Annotated in this window: 23 protein-coding genes; 7 read left to right on the top strand and 16 right to left on the bottom strand. The window is 32.5% G+C overall.

Annotation, left to right across the window (positions count from 1 at the left end; genetic code table 11):
- The first annotated feature begins 8 nt into the window (after window positions 1-8).
- The 4 genes from PBN93_RS05730 (at window position 9) to PBN93_RS05715 (ending at window position 8,129) form a co-directional block, all read left to right on the top strand.
- On the top strand, window positions 9-2,423 hold the full coding sequence (locus tag PBN93_RS05730) for an ABC transporter permease (RefSeq protein ID WP_271081646.1): 2,415 nt from the start codon (window positions 9-11) through the stop codon (window positions 2,421-2,423).
- Between the two features lie 176 nt (window positions 2,424-2,599).
- Window positions 2,600-4,987, top strand: coding sequence for an ABC transporter permease (locus PBN93_RS05725; protein WP_077405191.1), 2,388 nt, complete (start codon window positions 2,600-2,602; stop codon window positions 4,985-4,987).
- Between the two features lie 23 nt (window positions 4,988-5,010).
- Window positions 5,011-7,455 (top strand): FtsX-like permease family protein, encoded by a 2,445-nt coding sequence (locus PBN93_RS05720; protein WP_271081645.1) that lies wholly within the window; start codon window positions 5,011-5,013, stop codon window positions 7,453-7,455.
- Between the two features lie 11 nt (window positions 7,456-7,466).
- Window positions 7,467-8,129 carry an ABC transporter ATP-binding protein gene (locus PBN93_RS05715; protein ID WP_077405185.1) on the top strand — a complete coding sequence of 221 codons (663 nt, stop codon included), beginning with the start codon at window positions 7,467-7,469 and terminating at the stop codon, window positions 8,127-8,129.
- A gap of 114 nt (window positions 8,130-8,243) precedes the next feature.
- Here the strand turns inward: PBN93_RS05715 and PBN93_RS05710 are convergent, their stop codons facing one another.
- The 7 genes from PBN93_RS05710 to dinB all read right to left on the bottom strand — a co-directional run bounded on the left by PBN93_RS05710 (window position 8,244) and on the right by dinB (window position 15,165).
- Complete coding sequence (locus PBN93_RS05710) at window positions 8,244-8,630, bottom strand: hypothetical protein (protein ID WP_271081644.1); 387 nt, start codon at window positions 8,628-8,630, stop codon at window positions 8,244-8,246.
- On the bottom strand, window positions 8,627-9,046 hold the full coding sequence (locus PBN93_RS05705) for a GreA/GreB family elongation factor (RefSeq protein WP_271081896.1): 420 nt from the start codon (window positions 9,044-9,046) through the stop codon (window positions 8,627-8,629). Before PBN93_RS05705 ends, PBN93_RS05710 begins: the two co-directional genes overlap by 4 nt.
- A 17-nt stretch (window positions 9,047-9,063) precedes the next feature.
- Complete coding sequence (locus PBN93_RS05700; RefSeq protein WP_077405176.1) at window positions 9,064-10,347, bottom strand: Glu/Leu/Phe/Val family dehydrogenase; 1,284 nt, start codon at window positions 10,345-10,347, stop codon at window positions 9,064-9,066.
- A gap of 467 nt (window positions 10,348-10,814) precedes the next feature.
- Window positions 10,815-12,137, bottom strand: coding sequence for a sigma-54-dependent transcriptional regulator (locus PBN93_RS05695; protein ID WP_077405173.1), 1,323 nt, complete (start codon window positions 12,135-12,137; stop codon window positions 10,815-10,817).
- A 3-nt stretch (window positions 12,138-12,140) separates the two neighbouring features.
- Window positions 12,141-13,232, bottom strand: coding sequence for a sensor histidine kinase (locus PBN93_RS05690; protein WP_077405170.1), 1,092 nt, complete (start codon window positions 13,230-13,232; stop codon window positions 12,141-12,143).
- Between the two features lie 94 nt (window positions 13,233-13,326).
- Entirely contained in the window at window positions 13,327-13,965 is a 639-nt protein-coding gene (locus PBN93_RS05685) for a peroxiredoxin (RefSeq protein ID WP_077405167.1), read from the bottom strand.
- A gap of 102 nt (window positions 13,966-14,067) precedes the next feature.
- Window positions 14,068-15,165 (bottom strand): DNA polymerase IV, encoded by a 1,098-nt coding sequence (gene dinB, locus PBN93_RS05680; protein WP_271081643.1) that lies wholly within the window; start codon window positions 15,163-15,165, stop codon window positions 14,068-14,070.
- A 27-nt stretch (window positions 15,166-15,192) separates the two neighbouring features.
- Here dinB and PBN93_RS16300 point away from each other — a divergent pair, with 27 nt between their 5' ends.
- The 3 genes from PBN93_RS16300 to PBN93_RS05670 are packed head-to-tail and all read left to right on the top strand — an operon-like array spanning window position 15,193 to window position 16,333.
- Complete coding sequence (locus PBN93_RS16300) at window positions 15,193-15,606, top strand: NAD-dependent epimerase/dehydratase family protein (protein ID WP_333780841.1); 414 nt, start codon at window positions 15,193-15,195, stop codon at window positions 15,604-15,606.
- Window positions 15,591-15,860: a Rossmann-fold NAD(P)-binding domain-containing protein gene (locus tag PBN93_RS16295; RefSeq protein WP_333780840.1), complete on the top strand. Its 270-nt coding sequence runs from the start codon at window positions 15,591-15,593 to the stop codon at window positions 15,858-15,860. Before PBN93_RS16300 ends, PBN93_RS16295 begins: the two co-directional genes overlap by 16 nt.
- Complete coding sequence (locus tag PBN93_RS05670; protein ID WP_271081895.1) at window positions 15,860-16,333, top strand: CYTH domain-containing protein; 474 nt, start codon at window positions 15,860-15,862, stop codon at window positions 16,331-16,333. The genes PBN93_RS16295 and PBN93_RS05670 overlap by 1 nt, the downstream gene beginning before the upstream one ends.
- 50 nt (window positions 16,334-16,383) lie before the next feature.
- On the opposite strand, the gene rimK is transcribed toward PBN93_RS05670, so the two are convergent.
- The 9 genes from rimK to PBN93_RS05625 form a co-directional block, all read right to left on the bottom strand.
- A complete protein-coding gene (gene rimK, locus PBN93_RS05665) occupies window positions 16,384-17,775 on the bottom strand; it encodes a 30S ribosomal protein S6--L-glutamate ligase (protein WP_271081642.1) in 1,392 nt (463 codons plus the stop codon).
- A gap of 71 nt (window positions 17,776-17,846) precedes the next feature.
- On the bottom strand, window positions 17,847-18,242 hold the full coding sequence (locus PBN93_RS05660; protein ID WP_271081641.1) for a hypothetical protein: 396 nt from the start codon (window positions 18,240-18,242) through the stop codon (window positions 17,847-17,849).
- 23 nt (window positions 18,243-18,265) lie between these two features.
- Window positions 18,266-19,285, bottom strand: coding sequence for a phenylalanine--tRNA ligase subunit alpha (gene pheS, locus PBN93_RS05655; RefSeq protein ID WP_077405317.1), 1,020 nt, complete (start codon window positions 19,283-19,285; stop codon window positions 18,266-18,268).
- 81 nt (window positions 19,286-19,366) lie between these two features.
- The gene (locus tag PBN93_RS05650; RefSeq protein WP_271081640.1) at window positions 19,367-21,232 is read right to left on the bottom strand and encodes a SulP family inorganic anion transporter; all 1,866 of its coding nucleotides are present in this window, start codon (window positions 21,230-21,232) and stop codon (window positions 19,367-19,369) included.
- 270 nt (window positions 21,233-21,502) lie between these two features.
- Window positions 21,503-21,778, bottom strand: a complete 276-nt coding sequence (locus PBN93_RS05645) for a hypothetical protein (RefSeq protein WP_077405148.1) — start codon at window positions 21,776-21,778, stop codon at window positions 21,503-21,505.
- 59 nt (window positions 21,779-21,837) lie between these two features.
- Window positions 21,838-22,590: a tetratricopeptide repeat protein gene (locus tag PBN93_RS05640; RefSeq protein WP_271081639.1), complete on the bottom strand. Its 753-nt coding sequence runs from the start codon at window positions 22,588-22,590 to the stop codon at window positions 21,838-21,840.
- 2 nt (window positions 22,591-22,592) lie between these two features.
- Window positions 22,593-24,371, bottom strand: a complete 1,779-nt coding sequence (locus PBN93_RS05635; RefSeq protein ID WP_077405142.1) for a BatD family protein — start codon at window positions 24,369-24,371, stop codon at window positions 22,593-22,595.
- Window positions 24,372-24,379: 8 nt separating this feature from the next.
- Window positions 24,380-25,267, bottom strand: a complete 888-nt coding sequence (locus tag PBN93_RS05630; RefSeq protein ID WP_077405139.1) for a tetratricopeptide repeat protein — start codon at window positions 25,265-25,267, stop codon at window positions 24,380-24,382.
- A complete protein-coding gene (locus PBN93_RS05625) occupies window positions 25,268-26,314 on the bottom strand; it encodes a vWA domain-containing protein (protein ID WP_077405136.1) in 1,047 nt (348 codons plus the stop codon).
- Between the last annotated feature and the right edge of the window lie 11 nt (window positions 26,315-26,325).

Here is a 26,325-nt window from a genome sequence, read left to right as displayed (position 1 = left end):
TAAAAATTATGTTTAAAAACCATATTAAAATAGCGTGGCGTAGTCTTAAAAATGAAAAACTTTTTACAACAATTAAAGTTGGAGGTTTTGCTGTTGGTATTGCAGCTTGCTTGTTAATAACTCTTTTTATTAAAGATGAATTAGGATATGATCAACACTATAAAAACAAAGATGTAATATACAGAGTTGTTTTGGAAGGAAAATTTAACGGTGAGGTAATGAAAAGTGTTCATTTTCAATTGCCATTTGCAGATGCTTTAGTATCAGATTTTCCAGAAATTAAAAAGGCAGCAAAAGTAGATGCCAGTGAGCTTTTTGGAGCAGGAAAAAGAGGCCTTAAAATTGCTGGTGAATCTCAAAATAAGTTAGAAGACGGTTTTATATTTGCAAATCAAGATTTAATAGATGTTTTAGAAATTGATATAGTACAAGGTAATAGTGGTACTGCATTAAGCGCCACAGAAAACTTGGTGATTTCAAAAAGTAAAGCCGATATTTTTTTCCCTAATGGAGATGCATTAGGAAAAAATATTATTTTAGACAATAACACCTATAAGCCATATACTATTAGTGCTGTAATGGCAGATAGACCCCCAAACACCCACTTAAAATTTGATTTTTTACTACCTATTGAAGATACAAATATGAGCTGGACAAACCAGAACTATTTTACATATATCTTGGTAGATGAAAAAACAAATATAAAAGAACTAGAAAAGAAGATGTTTTCTATAATGGAAAACTATGTAATACCAGCACAAAAAGAAAGAGGAAGAGCACCAGATTTTTTAGAAGTATTAAAAACTATAGAATATAAACTACAACCTGTAGAGGATATATATTTAAAGTCCGACCTAAAAATGGGAGACGGTTTGCAACACGGAGATATTAGATTTGTATGGCTTTTTGGGGCTATTTCTGGCTTTATTTTAATATTAGCATGTATTAACTTTATAAATTTATCTACAGCAAAATCTGCTAACAGAGCTAAAGAAGTTGGACTACGCAAAACTATAGGAGCTTATAAAAGTAACTTGGTTTCTCAATTTTTAACAGAGTCTGTTTTATTTAGTGTTATTTCATTTGCGTTAGGAGTGCTTTTGGCCTGGGTATTATTACCTTCTTTTAATGCTATAGCATTAAAAAATGTAAGTATGCCTTGGCAATCTATTTGGTTTATACCAATAATAGTTTTGTTTGCGGTTATAGTAGGTTTGCTGGCAGGACTTTATCCTGCATTCTATTTGTCTGGTTTTAGACCAATAGCAGTATTAAAAGGCAACCTAAGTATAGGTAGTAAAAGCGGAAAATTACGTAGCGGGTTGGTTATTTTTCAGTTTGCAACATCTGTAGTACTAATAATAGGTACGCTAATTATTTACAAACAAATGAACTTTATACTAACTAAAGAACTAGGGTATAATAAAGAGCAAATAGTTGTTTTAGAAGGAGCATCAATATTAGGAAATAAAACAGAGAGCTTTAAAAATCAATTGGTACAGTTACCTTCTGTAAAAAAGGCTACCGTTAGTAGTTATTTGCCTATTGAAGGAACAAAAAGAAATGGAAATACATTTAGAAAATCTACAGCAGGTAATGAAGAAAAAGGAATTGCGGCACAAATATGGCGTGTAGATTATGATTACATTTCAACGCTAGGTATGCAAGTAAATAATGGTAGAGATTTTTCTGAAGACTATGCCTCAGATGCTATAAATTCTATTATTATTAATGAAAAAATGGCAACTGAACTTGGGTATAAAAATCCAATAGGGAAGCAAATTTCTAATGGTGAAAATTGGACGATTGTTGGTGTCGTTTCAGATTTTCATTTTAAATCATTAAAAGAAGATATTACACCTTTAGCACTTGTTGTTGGTAAAGATACAGGTATAATTTCTTTAAAATTAAGCGGTACTACTGTTAATGAAGCTTTAACCGAAATTGGTGCAGTTTGGGATAAAAATGTACCCAACCAAGCTTTTGATTATACTTTTCTAGATCAGAAATTTGCTCAAATGCACCAAGATGTTAAACGTATGGGTAAAATTTTTAACAGCTTTGCCTTATTTGCCATTATGGTTGCTTGTTTAGGGCTATTTGCCTTGTCTGCTTTTATGGTAGAGCAACGTCAAAAGGAAATAAGTATAAGATTGGTTCTAGGCGCTCCTTTTAAAAGCATTTATAAATTAATTACACTAGATTTTTTAAAGCTTGTTTTTATAGCTATGCTAATAGCTACACCAATAGGCTGGTATTTAATGAGCAACTGGTTGCAAGATTTTGCTTATAAAATAAATTTAAGTTGGGAAATTTTTGTTGGTGCTGGCTGTATTGCTTTATCAGTTGCAGTAGTAACCATAAGTTATCAAGCAATAGGCGCCGCTTTATTAAAGCCGTTAAAGAGTTTAAGAGCAGAATAGTTCTTTTTTTAACGTACAAATAATGGACAGGTTGTGTAAAATATTTTTACAATTTAATTTTAGTTAACTTTATTTTTGCAGTATAAATAACTGCTAATTAAGCTATTGTGTTTTTGGCACAGAATTAGAAAACCATATTGTATCAATCAAAAAACAACAGTTAACAATTTAAAATTATGTTTAAAAACCATATTAAAATAGCGTGGAGAGGTCTTAAAATGGATAAAATGTTTTCTGCATTAAATATTTTGGGGCTATCTATAGGCTTAACAATAGCAATACTACTTTTTTCTTTTATTTCTTTTGAAAAAAGCTTTGATAAACAATATAAAAGCTACTCGGATATATACAGAGTGTTGGTTAATACAACAGGAGATGCTTTTGATAAAGAAATTATGGCAACAGCGCCAGCGGCAGTTGCACCAGCTTTAAAAGAAGAACTGTCTGCTGTAAAATATGCTGCCAGAATGTTGCAACACAGCTTTGGCGAAACAGCCTTTATAAAAGCAAACAATAATAATTTTATAGAAAAAAGATTGTTTTGGTGTGATCAAGAATTGTTTTCAATTTTTGATACTAAATTTATAAAAGGAGATCCTGCTTCTGCAATTACAAGACCAAATACTGTGGTTTTATCTAAAAGTGCAGCAGAAAAATACTTTGGAACTATAGACCCTATGGGGAAAACCATAAAAGTTGATGATAAAACAGAATTAGAAGTAACGGGTGTTTTTGAAGATTTTGCTAAAAACAGTACTATAGATTGTAATTTAATAGCATCATTTAGCTCTACATATTTTTCTAAAGAACCAAGTTGGAGCAACTCTAGTTTTGAAACGTATGTTCAGTTAAAAGACAATGCATCTAAAGTGGCTTCTGAAAATCAAATGCAGCAAATTTTAGATAAAAATGTAGATAAGCAAGGACAATGGTATACACTTTCATTACAACCATTATCAGAAGTACATTTATATTCTAAAGATTACACAAGTACATACACATCTAGAATTGGTAGTATTTCTGAAATTAAAAACTTATCGTTTTTAGCATTACTTATTTTACTTATTGCCTGCGTTAATTATATGAATTTAATGACAGCACGTTCTCAAAAAAGAGCAAAAGATGTAGGTATAAATAAAACACTTGGTGCATCATCTAAAAGCTTAGTTGGCAGGTTTTATGCAGAAACAGGTTTACTAACTTTAATTGCATTGTGCATTGGTGTAGTATTATCTATTGCAATTATTCCTATTTTTAATACTATAACAGGTGCTAGTATAGATTATAAATTTCTTATGGCTCCAAGCTTTATAATTGGTGTATGTATTGTTTGGTTGGTTACTACCTTGGTTGCGGGTTCTTATCCTGCTTTTTATTTGTCTGGTTTTTCACCTAGCGCTATATTAAAATCAGCAAACAGAACCGTAAGTAACGCAGTTATTAGAAAAGCATTGGTTGTATTTCAGTTTACAGCTTCTGTGGTTTTAATTGTAGGTGTATTAGTTGTATACCAACAGTTAGAGTTTATGAAAAATAAAGACTTAGGGTATAAGCCACAAAACGTTATAGCTGTTTCTACGGCTGCAATTAAAACTTACAATAAAAAACAAGCTTTAGCAAACGAGGTTAAAAAATTAAGCTCGGTTATAGAAGTTGGTTCTGCTCAAGGTTTTCCTGGTATGGATGTTAGCGGAAGATCTTTGCATAAAAACGACCAAGATGAAAACGGTAAAAATATACAGACCAACGTAGCAGACGCTAGTGTGCTAGAGGTACTACAACTAAAACTTTTGGCAGGTAAAACATTACCAAGTGTAAAACAAGAAGGAGATACGCTTGTAGATGTGGTTTTAAATAAAAAAGCTATTACCTATTTAGGATTAACACCAGAAGAAGCAATTGGTAAAAAAGTAGATATGCAATTGGGAGACAATGCTACAATAATTGGTGTTGTAGACGATTTTAATTTTGAGTCTTTACACAAGCCAATTGGTGCATATGCTTTTCATAATAGTAGGTTTGAGGGCAAACCATATTTATTGGTACGTTTTAATAGTGCTTCGGTAGCAAATACTATGAGACAATTAGAGAGCGCTTACAACAAAGTTGCTACAGACTCTAGTTTTGATTATACTTTTTTAGATAAAAATATGGAGCAATTGTATGAGCAAGATCGAAAAACAGCAAAAGTTGGACTCTTATTTTGCTTGCTTGCCATTTTTGTTGCTTGTTTGGGTTTATTTGGTTTGGCTGCCTTTACAGCAGAACAACGCAAAAAAGAAATAGGTGTACGTAAAGTTTTAGGTGCAAGCGTACTGGGAATTACACAAATGTTATCGGCAGATTTTTTAAAGCTAATAGCAGTATCTATTATAATTGCTTTTCCTGTTGCCTACATTATAATGCAAAAATGGTTAGAGACCTTTGCTTTTAGAATAAGTATTGGCTGGCTAGTCTTTTTTGTTGCAGGTATGTGTGCTGTTATTATTGCGCTAATAACAGTAAGTTTCCAAGCTATTAAAGCAGCAACAGCAAATCCAATAAAAAGTTTACGAACAGAGTAAATTGTAACCTATAAATAATAATTATGATTAAGAATTATTTTAAAATAGCGTTTAGAAACCTATGGAATAACAAGCTCTTTTCTTTAATTAAAATTAGCAGTTTAGCCATTGGTTTAAGTGTGTCTTTTGTTATTGGGTTAATGGTGTATTACGATTTTACTTTTGATAAATTTCATCCAGATAAAGAACATATTTATAGGGTTACAACAGAGTTTGTAACACCAGAAGGTAGCTTTTATAATCCGGGAGTTTCAGTTCCTTTGGCTGACGCACTAAAACAAAACTCGGCTAGTTTGGCTGCTGTTGCTCCTTTTTTAACTACGTATCCGTTACACATAAAAAACACAGCTACAAATAAAACATTTAAAAGACCAGATTATGTAATTTATGCAGATAAAGGTTTTTTTAATGTGTTTAAATATAAATGGTTGGCGGGCTCTAAAGAAAATGCTTTAGAAAGTCCAAATCAGTTGGTGTTATCAGAAAAAAGAGCTAAAAAATATTTCCCAAATACTGCTTTTACAGATATAATTGGTGCTCATATGGTATATAATGATACCATAAATATGCAAGTAACTGGCGTGGTGGCTAATTTTACAGAGCGTACAGATATTGTTTTTGAAGAGTTTATATCGTTAAAAACAGCGCACCAGTCAGATATGACAAGTGCTGTATTGAGCAGTAATTGGAACGGTACAAACTCGGCTTCACAATTGTTTATAAAAATAGCTAAAAATTCTAGTGCTAAAAATGTACAGCTCACACTAAATAAGCTAGCAAAAGAACATAAAGACCCTAATGAAGAAGAGTTTGGTAATGAGCGCAAGTTTTATATGCAGCCATTACAAGAAATGCATTTTGATACCAACTATTACACTTTTGATTTTGACTCGGAGCCAGCAAGTAAGTCTGTATTAGTAAGCTTAGGTTGTATTGCTCTTTTTTTACTGCTGTTAGGTAGTATTAATTTTATAAATTTAAATACAGCACAGGCAACGCAAAGAGCAAAAGAAATTGGTGTTAGAAAAACACTAGGAGGCTCTAAAAAACAGTTAATTTATCAGTTTTTAGGAGAAACTTTTTTACTAACCATTTGTGCTGCAATTGTGTCTATAGCACTTTCTTTTTGGCTGCTAAATATATTTGCAAACTATATACCAACAGGTTTAAGTTCAGAGTTATTTGCAGAGCCAACAGTTATTGTATTCATTATTTTATTGCTTTTAGTTGTTACAGTATTATCTGGGTTTTATCCAGCACTAGTACTCTCACATTTTAAACCAATAGCAGTATTAAAAAATCAAATTATTGCAACTAATGATAAAACATCATTACGTAAATACCTAACTGTTTTTCAGTTTATAATAGCACAGATTTTTATAATAGCTACCCTTTTGGTGGGCAAACAAATATCCTTTTTATTACAAAAAGATATGGGTTTTAAAACCAAAGCCATAGCATCTGTTAGAGCTCCTTGGTATACTATGACACCAGAAAAACAACAACGCTTGTTAACAAAAATAGAGGCAATACCAGAAGTAAACAAAGTTAGTTTGGCAGAATACCCGCCAGCATCCTTTAGTACTAATGCAACAAATACTAGTTATTTTGATGAAAACAATGCACCTGTGCATACAGAATTGCAATTGCTGTATGGCGATAAAAACTATTTAGACATTTACGGAATAGAATTATTAGCTGGTAGAAAACAAAATAATGATAGTATTACAGAATACGTAATAAACCAAACCTATATGCGTATGCTGGGCTTTAAAAAACCAGAAGATGCTTTGGGTAAAATAATAAAAGCTGATGGTGAGCAAAATCCAATTGTTGGTGTTATGAAAGATTTTAATCAGCGTTCTTTAAAAACAGCAATCAAGCCATTGGCTTTTGTAGGTACAGGCGGTGCAAACAGAAAATTTAAAACGTTTCATATATCTTTTGCCAATGTTAACGGAGAAAACCTAAAACACGCTACAGATAAATTAAAAAATGCTTGGAATACAGTTTATACCAATGAGCCTTTTGAACTTATTTTTATGGATGATACTATAAAACGTTTTTATAGTCAGGAACGTAAAACAGCAGTGTTACTTAATTGGGCTACTGGTTTAGCAATTGTAATTAGTTGTTTGGGGTTATTAGGTCTTGTAGTTTACACTACAGAACGCAGAACCAAAGAAATAGGTATACGTAAAGTGTTGGGGGCATCTTTATTAGAGCTAAATGTATTGCTAAGTAAAGAGTTTTTAGGCTTGGTATTAATTGCATTTATAATTGCTGCGCCAATAGCCTATTTTGGTATAGATTATTGGTTGCAAGACTTTGCTAATAAAACAAAATTAAGTTGGTGGGTTTTTGCAATTAGTGGTGTTATTATGCTAATAGTTGCAATGTTAATTATGGGCGTGCGCACCTACATATCATCAACACAAAATCCTGTAAACAGTTTACGAACAGAATAAAAAAATATAATATGTTATTAGAATTAAACCATATATACAAATGGGTACAGTCTGGCGGGCAAAAAATATTTTTGTTGAAAGACATCAATTTAAAAGTAGAAGAAGGCGAGTTTATTTCCATAATGGGGCCGTCTGGTTCTGGAAAATCAACCTTGTTAAATATTATTGGTATGTTAGATGTATTTAATGAAGGTGAATATAATTTTTTAGAAGACTCCGTTCATAATTTAAAAGAAAAACACCGATCTAATTTGTATAAGCAATACATTGGTTTTGTTTTTCAGGCCTATCATTTATTAGATGAACTTACGGTGTATGAAAACTTAGAAATGCCTTTATTATATAAAAAGTATAGCTCGTCTGAGCGTAAAGCATTGGTAGCAGATATGCTAGATAAATTTAATATTGTAGGCAAGCAAAACCTATTTCCAAGTCAGCTTAGTGGTGGTCAACAGCAGTTGGTAGGTATTGCTAGGGCATTAATATCTAATCCAAAACTTATTTTAGCAGATGAGCCAACAGGCAACCTAAACTCTAAGCAAGGCGAAGAAATTATGGAGATTTTTAAAGAGTTAAATAAAGAAGGCGTAACAATAATACAGGTTACGCACTCAGAAAAAAATGCAGCATACGCCTCCAGAACAATAAACTTATTAGATGGTAGGCAAGTGTAAAAAAGTTTAAAAAAAAGAACACAACAGCCCCCACCGTTGTGTTCTATCTAGGCCTAAATGCAAAAACCTAGTTATAGTAAGAAGGGTTAACTTATAAAAACCTTCTTATATAATTTATGCGGTTTTAAGTAAAATCAAAGAAAAAGTCTTGGTTTTAGTTAGCCTATATTTTTGTATAAAAGCTAAGTATTCGGTTCTTTTTTTTTCGTGATTTTCAAGATAAAAGGCATCACACTCTACAGTGTCACATTCTAACTTACCAAGTGTAGTATTGTTATATCTGCGCATTTCTACTACCATTTCTGTATTTTCTTTTTGTAAGTTATACAGCTCTTGTTTTATGGTTTTTTGATTGGCAATACGGCTTTCTATCTCCATTAAATACCTTAATTCTTTAGCAATAAACTCTAAATTATTTATCCAATTACGCAGTTCTTCTTTGTCTTTTTTCATCATTATACTGCGGTCTTCCTCGTAGTTGTAAAACAATTTTGCACTCATACCAATGTATTTATATCTATGTAATTATTTTTTTGTTTTACATTGGTTACCGTAAGGGTTTTTTCTCCTGATGGGAACTCCCATAAAAGAGTATCACCTTTTGCATAGCCAATTACAGCAGTGCCCATAGGAGTTAAAATTGATAACTTTTGGTTTTTTAAATCACTATCTGAAGGCTTAACTAACTGAAAACTCTTTTGCCATCCTTCTTCAGCTGTAACTGTAACAATAGAGTTAAACCTGATTACATCTATAGGCATATCTTTTTCGTCTTTTACAATAGCAGTCTTTAGCTCCGTATTAAGCTTAGCAATAGATTTTTTGTATGTTGCATCTTTATGATAACCAGACAGGGTCATCAATTTTTTAAGCAACACATATTCTTTTTTTTCAATAATTAAGCCTCCGTATTTCATCATCTCTTTTCTGTTATTTATGGAAAAATTCCTCTTTGTACATAAGCTTGTTCTAAACGTTCTATGGCAATGTTAAAGGCGGCAGTACGCATGTCTATATCTTTTTCTAAAGCAGTTTTCATTACCTTATTAAAAGATTCTTTTAGTTTTTTATGCATTTTTTCTAGTACTTCATCAAGCTGCCAAATTTCTCCGTTTCTATTTTGTAACCACTCATAATAACTACCAATTACACCACCAGAATTACATAAAATATCTGGTATAATAGCTACACCTTTTTCTAGTAATATTTTTTCAGCTTCAACATCTGTTGGTCCGTTTGCACCTTCAGCAATTAAAAAGGCTTTAATACTGTCTGCATTGTTAGCTGTTATTTGGTTACCCAAAGCAGCTGGTACACAGATATCGCAATTAATACCAAAAAAGTTTTCGTTTAATATTGGCGTGGCATCCTCAAACCCAGCTATGGCACCTTTGTGTTCTATTGTGTGTTTAAATAAATCTTCAACAGAAATTCCGTTTTCATTCATAATAGTACCAGATGCATCTTGTACACCAACTAAAATTGCACCTTCATTTTCTAAAAAATGAGAAGTCCAGTAACCAACATTACCAAAACCTTGTACAATGTATTTTTTATCTTTTAGACTTACTTTTTTACTTTCTGCCCAAAATTTTATACTTAAAAACACACCATAACCCGTAGCTCTGTCTCTACCTTCAGAACCGCCAGCGCCAACAGGCTTACCTGTAACCACGTGCATATTTTTAGAACGTTCTGATGGTGCTTTTGTAGACATATAAGTGTCTAAAATCCACGCCATTGTTTGCGGATTTGTATTAACATCTGGTGCAGGAATATCTAATTCCGGACCAATATTATCTCCTAAAGCAAAGGTAAATCTCCTAGTAATACGCTCTAACTCTGCTTGGGAGTACTTGCTAGGGTCTAACTGTATACCACCTTTTGCACCACCATATGGTAAGCCAGCTAAAGAGGTTTTCCAGGTCATCCACATAGCCAAAGCTCTTGCGGCATCTATATCTACAGTTGGGTGATAACGCAAACCACCTTTATACGGGCCAAGTGCATTGTTATGTTGTACTCTATAGCCTGTAAATACTTCTACATCTCCATTATCCATCTTTACAGGAAAATGTACAACAAGCTCGTTGTTAGTGATGCTTAATATTTTTCTAATATTAGGATTTAAGTTTATGTTGTCTGCGCTATAATTAAATTGTCGCATAACATTATCTAGCATCCCTTGCTTCAACTTTTTCTGCTGTTTTGTTATCATTATATTTAATTTAAAACTAATTCTGTTTTATCTTCTTTTTTTAGATCAAAGTCTTCATTTGTCCCTTGTTGATAGTCGCTACAGTTGTATATAGAATTTTTATTTTTTGTTAGTACACAAAGTCGCTCGTGCTCACAAGTATTGCAAAGGCTCTTTTCAATTATTTTTATCATTACCTTGTATTTAGACTATTAAAATGCTACTTGACTTTCACAAAAAAACCACACCACTTGAGTTAAACATTTAGAAAGCCAAGTAGACAAATCAATCAATCAACTATAAAAATCTAATATCATTTTTATAATAACTTACTTGTGTATGTATTGGCAAGCTGTGTGCCTAAAAAGATTTAAAAACGCAGATTTATTTTAAGTAGTTGATTACTAGTTAAATAAAAGAGGTGAATTAATTTTAAAGAAAAGATGAGGTGGGGAGAAATGCCCCAGCCGGGGAAAAATACCCCAGCGTTACTTTAATTTTTGACGTAAAGTTTTACGGTCTATTTGAAGAATTTCTGCAGCCTTTGTCTTATTGTTATTTGTAGCTGCTAATACTTTTAAAATGTATTCTTTTTCCATTTGCTGTAGGCTTGTAAAAGAAGCGTCTGGAAACTCTATTTTATACTTTAAATAATCAGGGAAATCTTTTGTGTCAATTATACCATCGCTCATAATAACAGCGCGTTGTATTACATTTTCTAGCTCTCTAATGTTGCCTTGCCAATGGTATCTTTGTAGCATTTTTAAAGCATTATCTGTAATTTGTAATAAACGGTCTTTGTATTCTACACCGTATTTCTTTAAAAACTGCTCTACCAGTAACGGAATATCAGATTTTCTTTCTCGTAATGGTGGCACGTTTATTTGCACTACAGTTAGCCTGTAATAAAGATCTTCTCTAAAGGTTTTGTTGGCAATATCTTCTTGTAAGTTATTATTTGTTGCAGCAATGATGCGCAAGTCTACTTTTTCTGCTTTTTGTGAGCCTACTTTTGTAATTTCTTTTTCTTGTAAAGCACGTAGTAATTTGGCCTGTACCGCAGTAGAAGCATTGCCAATTTCATCTAAAAATAATGTGCCGTTATTTGCAGCCTGAAAAAAACCATTTTTATTTTCGTTAGCACCTGTAAAAGCTCCTTTTGTATAGCCAAAGAGCTCAGATTCTAATAAGTTCTCGGGTATGGCACCACAATTAACAGCAATAAAAGGTTGCTTGGCAAACTTACCCGAAAAATGAATAGCCCTAGCCACAAGCTCTTTACCAGTTCCGCTTTCTCCTTCTATTAAAACAGTAGCCTTGTTGTCTTTTACACGTTCTATAATTTGAGTTACTTTTTTAAAGGCAACAGATTGCCCAATCATTTGTCCGTAACCTGTTGTTATTAGTGGTTTTTTTTGTTGTGTTTGTTTTGTTTTTTTGGCTGCTTCTAAAGACCTATTTACGGCCTGTTTTAATTCTTCTTTTGTAAATGGTTTGGTAAGGTAATCTGTAGCGCCAGTTTTTATTACGCTCATTGCATCATCTACAGACGGGTAACCTGTAATTACTAGTTTAGGAATTTCTGGATAATGTTCTGCGGTATATTTTAATAGTTGCAGGCCATCAATCTCTGGCATTTGTATATCTGTTATTAACAAATCTATAGCAGAGTCATGCAAAACATACAATGCCTGTTTTACAGACACTGCTTTGTAAACGTGGTAGTTTAAAGCTTGTAAATGACGTTGTAAAAGTTCTAGTATATGAATGTCATCATCTACAATAAGTATGTTCTCTTTTTCTAATCCCATTTTTTACAATTTAGGAATTGTTACAGTAAATATAGTACCCTTTGGTGTATTGGCACTAAAACTTATGTTTCCTTTATGACTTTTAACAATACCGTGTACTACGCTTAGTCCTAATCCAGAGCCTTCGCCTACTGGTTTGGTGGTAAAAAATGGTTCAAAAATTTTATCACCTAAATTAGTATCTATACCAGTACCTTGGTCTTTTATATGCATTTCTACTGCGGCAGATTTATCTTTTATATCTAATACAATAAAACCATTTTCTTCTGAAAAATAAATAGCATTTATAACCAAGTTAAATAGCACTTGGGTAAGTTGTATGCGGTCTATTTTTAAAGCAATTTCAGGATTGCTAGAGGTAATATTTAGAGTAATACTTTTTGTTTTTAGTATTGGTTTTAAAAGTTCAATAGCTTCTTTACAAATAGGAATAATATTAACCAAGCTTTTTTGTTGTGGCATTTCACAAGCAAAAAACATTAGTTTTTTTACCACTTCTCTAGAGTAAATGGCACTATTTATAATTTTATCTACATCTTTTGTTGCTTGTGCATCTTCTTTTGTACGGTCTTTTAAAAGCTCTGCAAACCCTAAAATATTAGCCAGGGGTGTATTTAGTTCATGGGCTATGCCTGCAGTAATTTCTCCAAGTATACGTAACCTGTCTGATTGTTCTACTTGCCTTTTAATTAAAATTTCGTTCTCCTTAATTTCTTTACGCTCCAGTAAGTTGCCAACCTCCAAACACACATTATTTAGCAGTTGTTGTTCTTCTTCAAGAAAATCTAAAATACTGTATTTTTTAGATGGGTAACCAACTTTTATAGTCCCAATTTCTTTATTAAATAACGTAATAGCAGAGGTTAAAAAAACATAGTCTTTATGCTCTTTTTTAGTTTCAATATGGTACTCATCGGTTTTAAGTACAACATACGTATCATTTATGTATTGCCAAGCATTTTTTAAGCAAGCTACAATAGCTTGTAAACCAACTTCAATTTCATTATAATCGCAATTAACAATTATAGAAGTAACGTCATACAAACAAGTGAGTTCTTTAATACGCTCTCTAAGTTTTTCTTCTGCTGTTACCATAGTTATAAAATTAAGGGAAGATAAATGTACTATAAAAAAATAGCTCTAGTAAACAAAACGTCTACTAGAGCCAGGTTTTATACAAACAACTTTGTTAGGCAGTAGGGTCTGGTGTCATCCTTAAGTAAGGTTTAATTTCTTCTACTCCTTTAGAGAATATTTTTTCTGCATCGCTAGTAGCAATAGCCGGACTAACAACTACTTTTTCGCCATTTTTCCAGTTGGCTGGTGTAGCTACTTTGTGGTTAGCTGTAAGTTGTAAAGAGTCTATTACGCGTAACAACTCATAAAAATTACGGCCTGTAGATGCTGGGTAGGTAAGAGTTAATTTTACTCTTTTATCTGGTCCAACAATAAATACAGAACGTACTGTTAAGTGGTTGTCTGCGTTAGGGTGTATCATGTCATATAAGGTAGACACTTTTTTGTCTTCGTCTGCAATTATAGGAAAAGTTACTGTAGTGTTTTGCACCTCATTAATGTCTTTAATCCACTCGTTATGAGAAGCTGCACCATCTACACTTAATGCAATCATTTTTACGTTACGTTTGTCAAACTCATCTTTAAATTGTGCGGCAGTACCTAACTCTGTTGTGCAAACAGGAGTAAAGTCTGCAGGGTGAGAGAAAAGAATTCCCCAACTATCTCCTAAATAATCGTAAAAATTTATTGTTCCTACAGAACTGTCTGCAGTAAAATCTGGTGCTTCATCACCCAATCTTAAACTTGCCATATTATAGTGTTTTAAAATTAAAAATCTGTTTACCCTACAAAATTAGTAGATTATTTACTTTTAAAGCGTTAAAATAGGTTAAACTTTGTGTAAATTAAGTAGTTAAAACTGAAACCTTAGCTGAACACTAATACTTTCTTGTTCTGGCTTTTTTTTATCTGGAGTATTTAAATTTGCTAAAGAAATGCCCAATAAACGCACAGAGTTTTCAAGCTTTTCTTGGTACAATAATTCTTTTGCTATTTCTAGTATTAGGTCTTTATCTGCTATAAAATAGGCTATGGTTTTGCTTCTGGTCTGCAAAGTAAAATCGCTATACTTAATTTTTAAAGTAATTGTTTTGCCTGCAATTTTACTTTTTTTAAGTCGGCGTTCTAATTCGCTAGCAATATTTTCCAATCGTTCTAGCATAAAAATTTCACTACTTAAGTTTTCATTAAAGGTACGCTCTGCACCAACCGATTTTGGTATTCGGTTGGGTTTTACAGGACTATTGTGTATGCCTCTAACAACGTGGTAGTAATATGTTCCACTTTTACCAAAATTATTTTCTAAAAACTCTAGTGATTTGTTTTTAAGATCTAAGCCAGTAAAAATACCCACTTTGTACATTTTTTCTGCTGTAACCTTACCTACGCCATAAAATTTACGAATTTCTAAGGCTTCTAAAAAGGCTAAAACTTCTTCTGGATTAACCGTTTTTTGTCCGTTTGGCTTGTTGTAATCACTTGCAACTTTTGCAATAAATTTATTTATAGATATGCCTGCAGAAGCCCTTAACCCTAACTCATTAAAAATACGATCTCTAATTTCTTTGGCAATTAAAGATGCAGATGGGTTTCCCTTTTTGTTTACCGTAACATCTAAATAAGCTTCGTCTAAAGAAAGTGGTTCTACTAGGTCTGTATAATCAAAAAAAATGGCTCTAATTTTTTGCGATATTTCTTTATACCTGTCAAACCTTGGTGGCACAAAAATTAAATCTGGACAATTACGTTTTGCCATATAACCACTCATAGCAGAGCGTACACCAAATTTACGAGCCTCATAACTAGCGGCAGAAACTACACCTCTTTTTTCACCACCACCAACTGCCAATGGCTTACCAATAAGCTCAGGATTATCTAACTGCTCTACAGATGCGTAAAAGGCATCCATATCTACATGAATAATTTTTCGTAAAGGTAAATCCTTGGTCATACACAAATTTACGGTATATTTAGGTTGATGAAAACAAAAGAAAAAACGGCTATTGTATTAGGCGCAACCGGTGTAACGGGTAGTGCCTTAGTATCTTTATTAACCAACCATAAGTCTTATGCAAAAATAAAGCTATTTTCTAGATCTTTAAGTGGATTTACGCATTCTAAAATTGATGAATATTTGGTAGATTTACAAGATTTAGAAAAACACAAAACTAGCTTTACTGCAGATGAGGTGTATTGTTGTATTGGAACTACAAAGGCAAAAACACCAGATAAAGAAACTTATAAAAAAATAGATTACGGCATACCATTGCAAGCAGCAAAGTTATGTAAAGAAAATGGTATAGGAACATTTATGGTAATATCTGCCTTAGGAGCAAACGCAAGTAGTTCTGTTTTTTATAATAAAGTAAAGGTCAAATGGAAGATGCTGTAATTGCATTGCAACTACCAAAAACACATATATTGCAACCATCATTAATTGCGGGTAAAAGAGAAGAGAAAAGAATGGGCGAGTGGTTGGCAAAACAGTTTTTTAAGGTGTTTCAGTTTTTACTAATTGGTTCTTTAAAAAAATACAGACCTATACACCCAGAAACCATTGCAAAAGCTATGGTTTGGTTAGGAAATAATGAAGAAAACACTATAAAAATACAGTCTGATAAAATTAAGGAATTAGGAGGAGAATGATGATTGAAATAGAACGTAAATTTTTAGTAAATAGTGATGCTTTTAAAGCTGAAGCAATTTCTAAAAAAAGAATAGTGCAGGGTTATTTAAATACTAACCCAGAACGTGCTGTACGAGTTAGAATTAAAGGAGACACAGGTTTTATTACTGTAAAGGGTATTTCTAACGCATCTGGTATGTCTAGGTTTGAGTGGGAAAAGGAAATACCTGTTACAGAAGCAGAGCAATTGCTAAGCATTTGTGAAGCAGGTGTAATAAGTAAAACACGATATAATGTTAATGTAGGCAATTATATATTTGAAGTTGATGAATTTGATGGAGATAACCAAGGATTACTACTGGCGGAAGTAGAATTGCAGTCTGAAACTGATGAATTTGAAAAACCAATTTGGTTAGCAGATGAGGTTACGGGTGATACTAAGTACTATAACTCACAACTGAGTAAAAACCCATTTAAAAATTGGAGTTTATAAAAAAAGTCTAGTAAATTTTACTAGACTTTTTTTATTTTTTCTTCTGCTATTTAGTTAGATGTGTAGTTTAGTTTTTTCTCAATAGCTCTAATCATAACATTAGCAATATCTAAACCGGTTGCATACTCTATACCTTCTAAACCAGGAGAAGAGTTTACCTCTAACAATAATGGTCCTTTGTTAGAACGTATTATGTCTACGCCAGCAACAGCCAGGTTTAATATTTTAGCTGCTTTTACAGCAAGTTTACGTTCTTCAGACGTTATTTTAATTAATGAAGCTACACCACCTTGATGAATATTAGCTCTAAATTCTCCTTTTTGAGCTTGGCGCTGCATAGATGCTACAACTTTTCCGTTTACTACAAAGCAACGTATATCTTGCCCGTTAGCTTCTTTAATAAACTCTTGTACCAATATGTTTGTTTGTACACTTTTAAAAGCGTTAATAACACTTTCTGCAGCTTTATTGGTTTCTGCTAAAACAACACCTTTACCTTGTGTGCTTTCTAATAGTTTTATTATTAATGGAGCACCGTTTACCATACGTATAAGGTCTTTGGTATCCATAGGAGATTTTGCAAAACCAGTAATAGGTATGTCAATATCGTTTTTAGAAAATAACTGAGAAGCAAACAACTTATCTCTAGACTGTGTAATTGCTTCTGCGGTGTTTAAACAATACACACCAAGATTATCAAACTGCCTAATTAAAGCACAACCATAAAACGTAACTGATGGCTTAATTCTAGGGATTACCGCATCAAACTTATTTAAAACATTACCACCTCTGTAACGTATTTGCGGCGATTTTGTATCTAGTTTCATGTAAGCGTTTTCTACATTTAAAAAAACTACTTCATGACCTCTAGCTTCACCAGCCTCTATTATTCTTTTGTTGCTATATAAATTAGGGTTACTAGCTAATAAAGCAATTGTTAAACCAGATTTTTCGGCCATATGAGATGCGTACTTTTCTTGAACTTCTTCTTCAGAAAAATTTTGCATACAATAGCTTTCTGCAGGATTTACAATATAACGCTGGTTTATAGCTTCGCGCCCTAATAACATGCGGTATTCCATAGTGTCTCTGTTGGCCAGCGTAAGCTCTACACTATGTATATTATTACCTAACTTAATGGTAGTTTTTACCACTAAACGCTCTTCAGAAATACCAACAGAGCTTTTTACAGTTCTGCGGTCTACCAAAGGAGCCTCACAAGTAATTGTTACACTTCTGTTTTCTTGTATTGGGTTTACCTCAAATTTTACCCATTCTTCTAAACCTTTGTTGTATACTTTTACATTATTGGCTTGTATAGATGATGTTTTTGCGCCAGAATCTACACGTGCTTTTATAGCAGGTATTCCTAGTTCTTCAAAAACGCACCATTCTTCTCCGCCAATAACTTGTAATCCTTCAAATTTAGTAGTGTTGCTCATAGGTAAAATCTTAATTTTAAAAAGTGCGAATGTAGCTTAAAAATAAATAAGCTTATGTTTCCTTAAGGCTATTATTTTGCTAAAATTCCGTCTTTTTCTATTAACGGTATTGTGGTTAAATTTGCCTTAGTTACTGTGTTTTTTTCAAAAATAAAACGCTTTTCAAAAAGCTTATTATCAGCAAAAAAAGTTACAAAAAACTCGTTATTTAACTGTAAAACATCTTCTTGTACCATTTCTACTTTAGCATAAGATTTACCATCTAATTTGGTAATAGAATGTCTCATAGTTGAGGTAAGTTTTTCACCATCGTACCCTTTAGAAACAACAAGTACCATTTCTATGGTTTCTGCTCTATTGTTAATTACATAAACATTCCATTCTTTATCTAAAAACTCTTTGTTAAACTCGTGTATAATAGCAACGTGTACATCTTTAACAACTGGTATTATGATGTCTTTTTTCATCTATTTATAACTTTAAGTTGTTTTTACAAAGCACTTTTAAATTGCTCTAAAAAGCGAACATCATTTTCACTTAACAAACGAATATCTGTAATTTGGTGTAATAACATAGCAATACGGTCTATACCAACACCAAAGGCAAAGCCCGAGTATTCTTCTGGGTCTATACCACAATTTTTAAGTACATTAGGATCTACCATACCACATCCGCCAATTTCTAACCAGCCGGTTCCTTTGGTAATTTTATAGTCAGACTCTGTTTCTAAGCCCCAATACACATCTACTTCGGCACTAGGCTCTGTAAATGGAAAATATGATGGACGTAAACGAATTTTAGATTTTCCGAAAAGCTCTGTCGTAAAAAATTGTAATGTTTGCTTTAAATCTGCAAACGAAACATCTTTATCTATATACAAACCTTCTATTTGGTGAAAAAAGCAGTGAGAACGAGCAGAAATTGCTTCGTTTCTGTATACTCTACCCGGAGAAATTGTACGTATTGGTGGCTTGTTATTTTCCATATACCTTACCTGTACAGATGAGGTATGCGTACGCAACAAAACATCTGGGTTGGTTTGTATAAAAAAGGTGTCTTGCATATCTCTTGCCGGATGATACTCTGGCAAGTTAAGTGCAGTAAAGTTATGCCAATCGTCTTCAATTTCTGGCCCTTCAGAAACATTAAAGCCTATTCTAGAGAAAATCTCTATAATTTGGTTTTTTACAATAGATATTGGATGTCTTGCACCAATAGACATCGGCTGTCCTGGTCGTGTTAAGTCACCATAAACACTATCGCTAACTGTTGTGCTAGCTAAAGCATCTTTTAAGGAGTTTACTTTTTCTGTAGCAGCATTTTTAAGCTGGTTTATAGTTTGTCCAAACTCCTTTTTTTGTTCGTTTGGGACATTTTTAAACTCGGCAAAAAAGTCATTTAACAATCCTTTTTTACCTAAATATTTTATTCTAAAACTTTCTATTGCTTCTAAGTCTGTTGATGTAAACTCGTTAACTATGGCAATATGTTTTTTTATTTCATCTATCATAACACAAAAAAATCCAATACGCGGCAAATTTAGCAATTATTCCCGTATTGGATTGTATTAATTAATGTTTTGTAGTCACATTTAATAGGTGTCTTTTACATTTTCTTTAACCCAAGCAACAGCGTCATCAAAATTAGAGAACAAATGCTCTGTTGGTATAAGGTCTGGTATAATGTCTATACGCTCCATCATATACCTAGGTTGTTGTAATAGATTTACAAAAAGTACGTTTACATTATTTTTTTTAAGATCTACCAAAACATCTTCCATAGCATACAGGCCAGACTGGTCCATATATTGCATTTTACCGGTTCTAATAATTACCGTACTTGCTGTACTAGGTATTTGTGATGCCAGCTGTTGAAACTCGCTAGTAGAGCCAAAAAATAACGGACCTTTTATATGTTTTATAAAAACTTCTTCTTTTAAGTTTTTAGGAAAGTTATCTTCATCTTTCCAAGCTTTTTCTTCCAAAAGCGATTTAACATCTGAACGTTTGGCGGTTAAATCGCCTATTTTTTTCATAAACATTAATGATGCAATAACAAGGCCTATTCCTACGGCATATACTAAGTTCCATACGGATGATAGCACTAAAACTACAAGCATTATTATAACTTCTGAACTAACTTTTAATGGCCCTATTTTTAGGTCGCGTGGTAAACTAGGAATAGCTTTTAGTCCTTTATAGTCCATAACCCCAATACCAACAGTAATTAAAATACCTGCTAATACCGCAGCTGGAATTTGAGATGCTACCGGCCCTAATGCCAACAAAACAACTAAAAGTACTATACCGGCAACCATACCAGATATTTTGGTTTTACCGCCAGAATTAATATTTACAACTGTACGTATGGTTGCACCAGCACCTGGTATACCATTAAAAATTGCAGCAATGGTATTACCAATACCTTGACCAATTAATTCTTTATTTGGCTTGTGCTTAGTTTTGGTCATATTATCTGCAACAACAGATGTAAGTAAAGAATCTATTGCGCCCAAAAGAGCTAATGTTAAAGCCGTAAATACATACGGTGTTAAAGATGTTAGACTAAACTCTGTAAAAATAGCCATATTTGGCATTGGCATTCCTGTTGGAATTTCTTCAATAGGTCTGTAAGGTAATTTAAAGACATAAGCTACGCCAGAAACAGCTAGTAGAGCCACTAGCGTACTTGGTATGGCTGTTGTAATGCGTTTAAAGCCATAAATAATAATAATTGTGGCAATTGCTAATGCTAATTCTAGCCAATTAATAAACTGTAAAGCTCTAGGTAAAACTTTTATAGCTCCAATAACACCAGAAGCTTTTTTGCCTGCCAAGGTTTTGGCTTCATTAAATGTATCGTCATTTGTTATAGCATTAGCTTTGGTGATGGTTTGTTTAAAATGATCTAAAACCAAAATATCTTCACCAGCTTCATCTTTTAATATATTTTGCAGTATAACTTCTTTTGCTTGTGGTTTAAATTGATTTACAAAGTCTTTATCCTCTTTAGGATAGTAACCAATAGCTGGAAGTATTTGAGTAACTAATATTATAACCCCAATTGCGGTCATAAAGCCAGAAACAACAGGGTAAGGTATGTATTTTATGTATTTTCCCATACCTAATAGGCCAAGGCTAATTTGCATTAATCCGGCTAAAATAAATACAGATAAAATATAGGGTAGAGCTTTTTCTACATTACCATCATGAATAGCAATAATACTAGCAATAACTACCATACTTACTGCTGTCATAGGAGCTGTTGGACCAGAAATTTGCGTGCTAGTGCCACCAAATAGGGCAGCAAAAAAACTAATAAAAATAGCCCCGTATAAACCTGCAGCGGGACCAAGACCAGAGCTAACTCCAAATGCTAATGCCAAAGGCAGAGCAACAATACCAGCGGTAATACCACCAAAAATATCTCCTTTTATATTAGAGAAAAGATTTTTCATAGATTTAAGTTAATTTCTTAGAACAATTGAATAATTAAAAATTGAACTAAGTATTTATATAATATACAATTAAATTGATAGAACTACTAAATGTAGTTTTGTTGTCATTTTAGATAAAAAAAATGATAAACTACTTATAAATATACGTGTTAAAGCAAATTTATAAATGATAAATTTAATGTTCTAAAATGAGAATTAGAATTAAAAGTAATGTTTTACTTTTTTAGTTTAGCGCATTGTAGTACATAAGCACTAAAATATAACCCAGTGTTAACTTAACTCTGGCGGCGGTAAAAGTAGATTAAAATGTGGTTTAGTGTAATTTTTATAGTAGTAACTAGGTATAGCTAAAGGCTTGAAAGGATTTGTAAATGTCCAGTTATTGTTTGAAACTATAATTTCTAATGATTTACATTCTTCATCCTCTGCAGATTTGTATGTAACTGATAATTCTATATTGTCATCTACATACAAAAGAACGGTTGGGGTAATGATAAAACCAACTACTAAAATTGCTAAAAACAGTGAGAAAAATTTTCTAAACATTTTAAATTATTGGTGTGATAAATGTATTAAACTGAAATTTAAATTAAGTTGTAATACGTTTATTTAATTTCTTTTATTTCTTCAGATGAAATCCACCCAGTTTTACCATCAGCCAATTTTATTTTAGAGTAGTCTTTTAATTGCTCTAATACAAATACTTTTGTGCCTTCATGTAATCTAAATACCTCTTTGCCTTTGCTATTTGGTTCTGCTACCACTAAAGATTCTTCATTAAAAACAATTGCTGGTCTGTTTTTAATAAAATCATTATAATTTAAGTAAGCAGCAATTACAGTTGCTATAGCTAAAAGTAAAAAGGTTATACTTAGTATAAAAGAAATCCTTTTTTTAGTAGAATAAATAAAAAACTTAAAGGCTATATAGCTAATAACAAATAAAACTACAAGCATAACACTTATATAAGCCCATTGGTCAAAATTAAAATAACCAACAATTTTATTGTAAATACTTTTTAGTGTAGTAACCGGTAAAGGGTTAATAACATCTAAAGTCATATTTTTAGCATAACTTAAGTTGTTTTTTATTTCGCTATCATTTGGTTTAAGTAATAATGCTTTTTCATAATAATAAATACTAGGAGCAACTTTATTTAGTTTGTAATAAGCGTTTCCTAAGTTGTAATATAGTTCCGCAGAATGTTTGCCGTTTTCTATTATTTGTAAATAATCTTTTATAGCGGCATCATATTTTCCATTATTATAAGCATCTGTGGCTTTTTTAAATAGATCGTTGTTTTGAGAATACCCAAAAAACGAAATACATAAAACAAGTATAAATATTATTTTTCTCATAATTATAGTTGTTTATCCATTTGCGAAATTACTTCACTTGCCTTGTTATAATCTTGCTGCATTTGTACATTAGAAAACGGACTATAGCGTGCCATTTCACAGTTTTTTAAGAGTGAAATAAAACCTTCTATTGTACCATTATCTATCTCTTTCTCATTTAGTAATTCTGTTATTTTATCTTTACTAAAATCAGATGTTTCAATTTTTAACTTAGCTTTTAAATAATTATGTAATGCTTTTTCTAAAGCAATGTAAAAAGCATCTTTTTTACCTAAAGTTTTCTTTGCTGCAGATAAGTATTTACGAGCTAATTTATTTGCTTTTCTAACCTTATTGCCAACAACGTCAGAAGCCATAGCTTCTCTTTTACGGCCAAGTAATATTGCAATAGGAATTAATAGTATTGGTAATAGTAACCATAAATAAAAAGCTGTAGACTTAAAAAAATAAGTACTTGCAATAGGTGTTAAATTTGTTTTTGTTTTTATAAAATTAAACTGCTTGCCTTTTGTTTCTACAACTTGCTTGTTGGTTGTAGTAGGGTTTTTAGCAGCGGTTTCTTCTGTATTTGTTGGGCCTTCTACTACATTTATAACTAGTTCATCTGAGTTAAGGGTGTGGTATTTGTTTGTTTTTGGGTTAAAATAACTAAATGCAATACTTGGTATTGGGTATTTGCCTCTATATTCTGGTACTATGGTATAACTGTCACTAATTTTACCTTCCATACCTGTGTACGAGGTTGTTACTTTTTCATCATGCTCTGGATCATAAACCTCTAAAGAACCAGGTAAGTTTAAGGTAGGAATATCAAATAGTTTTAAGTTTCCTTTTCCGCTAATTTCTACTTTAGCTTGTAAGGATTCTGCTGCGTTTAAATGAGTTTTACTTGTGGTAACAAAGAAATTAAAATCTCCTACAGCTCCAGTAAAACTTGCTGGTTTTCCTTGTTCTGGTAAAGATTTAACATTTATATATCTGTTACCGGCAGATACTCTTAAATTAGCTTGTGCGTAAATTGGTCCGCCAAAAAAGTCTCTTCTTTGTGTAGGTACTTGCACACCAACATCTAAAGTAAGTGGTTCTAATATAAGTTTGCCTGTTTTTTGAGGATATAGTACAACACGTTTTAGTATCACAGATCTGTACTCCTCTCCTTTATAAGTATCTTCTTTAGTGGTGTATCTTTTTACAGGAATATCTTGACTCCAAAAATTATTATATTTAGGATTATCTACAGCCTGAAAACCAGAAACTTCTATAGAAGGACTAACATACATTTTATAAACAACGGTTATTGCCTCGTTTAAATAAGGATTTGGTTTGCTTATTTCTGCAACTAAATGTAGGTTTTCTTGCGCAATATCACTAGGAGATGGCGGTGCGTTAGGGTTTACAACAGCATCTGTTACCGTAATAGTTTTGGCATCCGATTTGTATTCCTGGTCATCTATAGTAATTTTTGCAGGTTCTATAGTGATACTTCCTTTAGTAGTGGGTTGTAAAATATATGAGTATGATAATGAAAATTTACGTTTACCATTATTCCAAGATCTACTAATGGATGTTGCTGGGCCCATAAGTACCGTAAACCCATTAAAGTTAGGTGCAACAAAGTTATCACCTTGTTTATTAGTTGTAAATTCTACTTTTAAGCGCTCGTTTAAGCCTAGTTTTTCTTTACTAAGTTTTACAGAAAACGTAACTTTTTCTTCTTGTGCAGCTACACTACTAAGCGTAAAAAAAGTTAGAATATATAATATGTATAGTTTCGTTTTCATGTGTTTAATTACCAATCTTTTTCGTTCTTTACTTTAGCGCCTTTTACTTTTTGGGCATCCATTTTTTCTTGAACTTTTTTCTCCTCATTCTCCATAGCTTTTAATAGGTTTTTTACCTGTTGCTTAGAGAGCTGATTAGGCCTTGGTTGCTGTTGTTGGTCTTGCGGCTTTTTATCTCCTTTATCATTTGGCTTTTTTTGGTCTTTTTTATCGTCACCTTTGCCGTCCTTATCATCTTTATTTTCTTTGTCTCCTTCGTCCCCTTTATTCTTTTTGTCTTCGCCGTCTTTTTTGTCCTTATCTTTTCCTTGGTCGTCTTTTTTATCGTCTCCGTCCCCTTCGTTCTTTTCTTTGTCTTCGTTTTTATCTTTTTGGTCTTCCTTATTGTCTTTTTGGTCGTCCTTGTTTTGGTCGTTTTTCTTTTGCTCGTCTTGTTGTTTTTTTAGTAGCTCTTTAGCTAAGGCAAAATTGTACCTGGTTTCTTCATCAGAAGGATTATTTCTAAGAGCTTCTTTGTATGCTTCTACCGCCTTTTCATACTCTTTGTTTTTCATGAAAACATTACCCATATTGTGGTATGCCTTATGTTTATCTGCTTTGGTGCTAGCTAACTCGCCAGCTTGCTTAAACCTGCCAAAAGCTTCACTATACGTTTCTTTATTGTAATAAGCACTCCCTAAATTATATGGAGCAACGGCATTTTCTGAACTTTTAGAAATTGCTTTACGGTAATTTGCTTCTGCTTGTGAAAAATTATTTTCAGATAGTTCTTTATTAGCCTCCCAAGTTAAATTTTTAGAGGTGTTTAATGCTTTTTCTTTTTCTTTAACGTCTGCATCATCTTGTGCATAAGTAAAGCATCCTATTAAAAAAACAATGTATACTAGCTTTTTCATTTATTCTACTTCTTTTTCGTTAAACAAATTAAGTTTTTGAAGCCATTTTGTTTTTCGGTCTAAAAGAAAAATATCTATGAATAAAAAGAACAATCCTGCACCAATAAACCATTGAAATTGGTCTTTGTACTCAGAAAATTGTTTGGCTTCAAACTCTGTTTTATCCATTTTATTTAATTCTTCTTTAATAATAGTTACAGCATCATTAGTATTTGTGCCATCTATAAATTGGCCATTACCTTCATCTGCAATATCTTCTAAAACGCTTTTGTTAAGTTTTGTAATTACAACTTCTCCTTGTAAGTCTTTTTTAAGACTTTGTAAAACTCCATTACGCTTTATAGGTATTGGAGCTCCTTTTTCTGTGCCAACCCCAATGGTAAATATTTTTATGCCTTGGTCTACTGCTTTTTCTACTGCACCTTCTGTAGCACCTTCAGAGTGGTCTTCTCCGTCTGATATAATAAATAACACTCTGTTTGTTTGTTCATCATCATCATAATACGTAGAAGCTAAATCTAACGCTTGGTTAATGGCTGTACCTTGAGATGATAGCATATTGGTGTTTAAACCTTGTAAAAACATTTTTGCCGCACCATAATCTGTAGTAATTGGTAATTGCGGGTACGCTTGCCCTGCGTAAGCAATAATACCAATACGGTCACTACCAAGCTGAGCAATAATTTCTGAAACAATGCGCTTTGCTTTATCTAACCTACTAGGAGCAATGTCTTCTGCAAGCATACTTTTAGATACATCAACAGCAAAAACAATATCTACACCTTCTCTTTTTACGGTTTCAAGTTTTGTGCCAATTTTAGGGTTTGCCAATCCAACTATTAAAAGTGTTAATCCTAAAATAAATACACAGAATTTTAAAATTGATTTAAAGGTAGATTTAGTAGGTGTTAAGCGCTTTAGTAAGTGTATATCAGCAAATTTCTTTTGTGCTCTTTTTTTCCAGATTAAAAGCAGCACAAAGAAGATCACCATTACAGGAATGATGAACAGTAAATAGAAATATATTTTTTCGTCTATTTGTATCATTTGTCTTTCTT

Origin of the sequence: Cellulophaga omnivescoria (genome assembly GCF_027915275.1) — a bacterium.
GTDB lineage: Bacteria > Bacteroidota > Bacteroidia > Flavobacteriales > Flavobacteriaceae > Cellulophaga > Cellulophaga omnivescoria.
The sequence above is the reverse complement of the archived record's forward strand: the minus strand, read 5'-3'. Positions and strand labels throughout refer to the sequence as shown.

What these genes read in the sequence shown, in the direction of transcription:
- PBN93_RS05730 (WP_271081646.1), top strand. Translation starts at nt 9, where the DNA reads ATGTTTAAAAACCATATTAAAATAGCGTGGCGTAGTCTTAAAAATGAA.
- PBN93_RS05725 (WP_077405191.1), top strand. Translation starts at nt 2,600, where the DNA reads ATGTTTAAAAACCATATTAAAATAGCGTGGAGAGGTCTTAAAATGGAT.
- PBN93_RS05720 (WP_271081645.1), top strand. Translation starts at nt 5,011, where the DNA reads ATGATTAAGAATTATTTTAAAATAGCGTTTAGAAACCTATGGAATAAC.
- PBN93_RS05715 (WP_077405185.1), top strand. Translation starts at nt 7,467, where the DNA reads ATGTTATTAGAATTAAACCATATATACAAATGGGTACAGTCTGGCGGG.
- PBN93_RS05710 (WP_271081644.1), bottom strand. Translation starts at nt 8,630, where the DNA reads ATGAGTGCAAAATTGTTTTACAACTACGAGGAAGACCGCAGTATAATG.
- PBN93_RS05705 (WP_271081896.1), bottom strand. Translation starts at nt 9,046, where the DNA reads ATGAAATACGGAGGCTTAATTATTGAAAAAAAAGAATATGTGTTGCTT.
- PBN93_RS05700 (WP_077405176.1), bottom strand. Translation starts at nt 10,347, where the DNA reads ATGATAACAAAACAGCAGAAAAAGTTGAAGCAAGGGATGCTAGATAAT.
- PBN93_RS05695 (WP_077405173.1), bottom strand. Translation starts at nt 12,137, where the DNA reads ATGGGATTAGAAAAAGAGAACATACTTATTGTAGATGATGACATTCAT.
- PBN93_RS05690 (WP_077405170.1), bottom strand. Translation starts at nt 13,232, where the DNA reads ATGGTAACAGCAGAAGAAAAACTTAGAGAGCGTATTAAAGAACTCACT.
- PBN93_RS05685 (WP_077405167.1), bottom strand. Translation starts at nt 13,965, where the DNA reads ATGGCAAGTTTAAGATTGGGTGATGAAGCACCAGATTTTACTGCAGAC.
- dinB (WP_271081643.1), bottom strand. Translation starts at nt 15,165, where the DNA reads ATGACCAAGGATTTACCTTTACGAAAAATTATTCATGTAGATATGGAT.
- PBN93_RS16300 (WP_333780841.1), top strand. Translation starts at nt 15,193, where the DNA reads ATGAAAACAAAAGAAAAAACGGCTATTGTATTAGGCGCAACCGGTGTA.
- PBN93_RS16295 (WP_333780840.1), top strand. Translation starts at nt 15,591, where the DNA reads ATGGAAGATGCTGTAATTGCATTGCAACTACCAAAAACACATATATTG.
- PBN93_RS05670 (WP_271081895.1), top strand. Translation starts at nt 15,860, where the DNA reads ATGATTGAAATAGAACGTAAATTTTTAGTAAATAGTGATGCTTTTAAA.
- rimK (WP_271081642.1), bottom strand. Translation starts at nt 17,775, where the DNA reads ATGAGCAACACTACTAAATTTGAAGGATTACAAGTTATTGGCGGAGAA.
- PBN93_RS05660 (WP_271081641.1), bottom strand. Translation starts at nt 18,242, where the DNA reads ATGAAAAAAGACATCATAATACCAGTTGTTAAAGATGTACACGTTGCT.
- pheS (WP_077405317.1), bottom strand. Translation starts at nt 19,285, where the DNA reads ATGATAGATGAAATAAAAAAACATATTGCCATAGTTAACGAGTTTACA.
- PBN93_RS05650 (WP_271081640.1), bottom strand. Translation starts at nt 21,232, where the DNA reads ATGAAAAATCTTTTCTCTAATATAAAAGGAGATATTTTTGGTGGTATT.
- PBN93_RS05645 (WP_077405148.1), bottom strand. Translation starts at nt 21,778, where the DNA reads ATGTTTAGAAAATTTTTCTCACTGTTTTTAGCAATTTTAGTAGTTGGT.
- PBN93_RS05640 (WP_271081639.1), bottom strand. Translation starts at nt 22,590, where the DNA reads ATGAGAAAAATAATATTTATACTTGTTTTATGTATTTCGTTTTTTGGG.
- PBN93_RS05635 (WP_077405142.1), bottom strand. Translation starts at nt 24,371, where the DNA reads ATGAAAACGAAACTATACATATTATATATTCTAACTTTTTTTACGCTT.
- PBN93_RS05630 (WP_077405139.1), bottom strand. Translation starts at nt 25,267, where the DNA reads ATGAAAAAGCTAGTATACATTGTTTTTTTAATAGGATGCTTTACTTAT.
- PBN93_RS05625 (WP_077405136.1), bottom strand. Translation starts at nt 26,314, where the DNA reads ATGATACAAATAGACGAAAAAATATATTTCTATTTACTGTTCATCATT.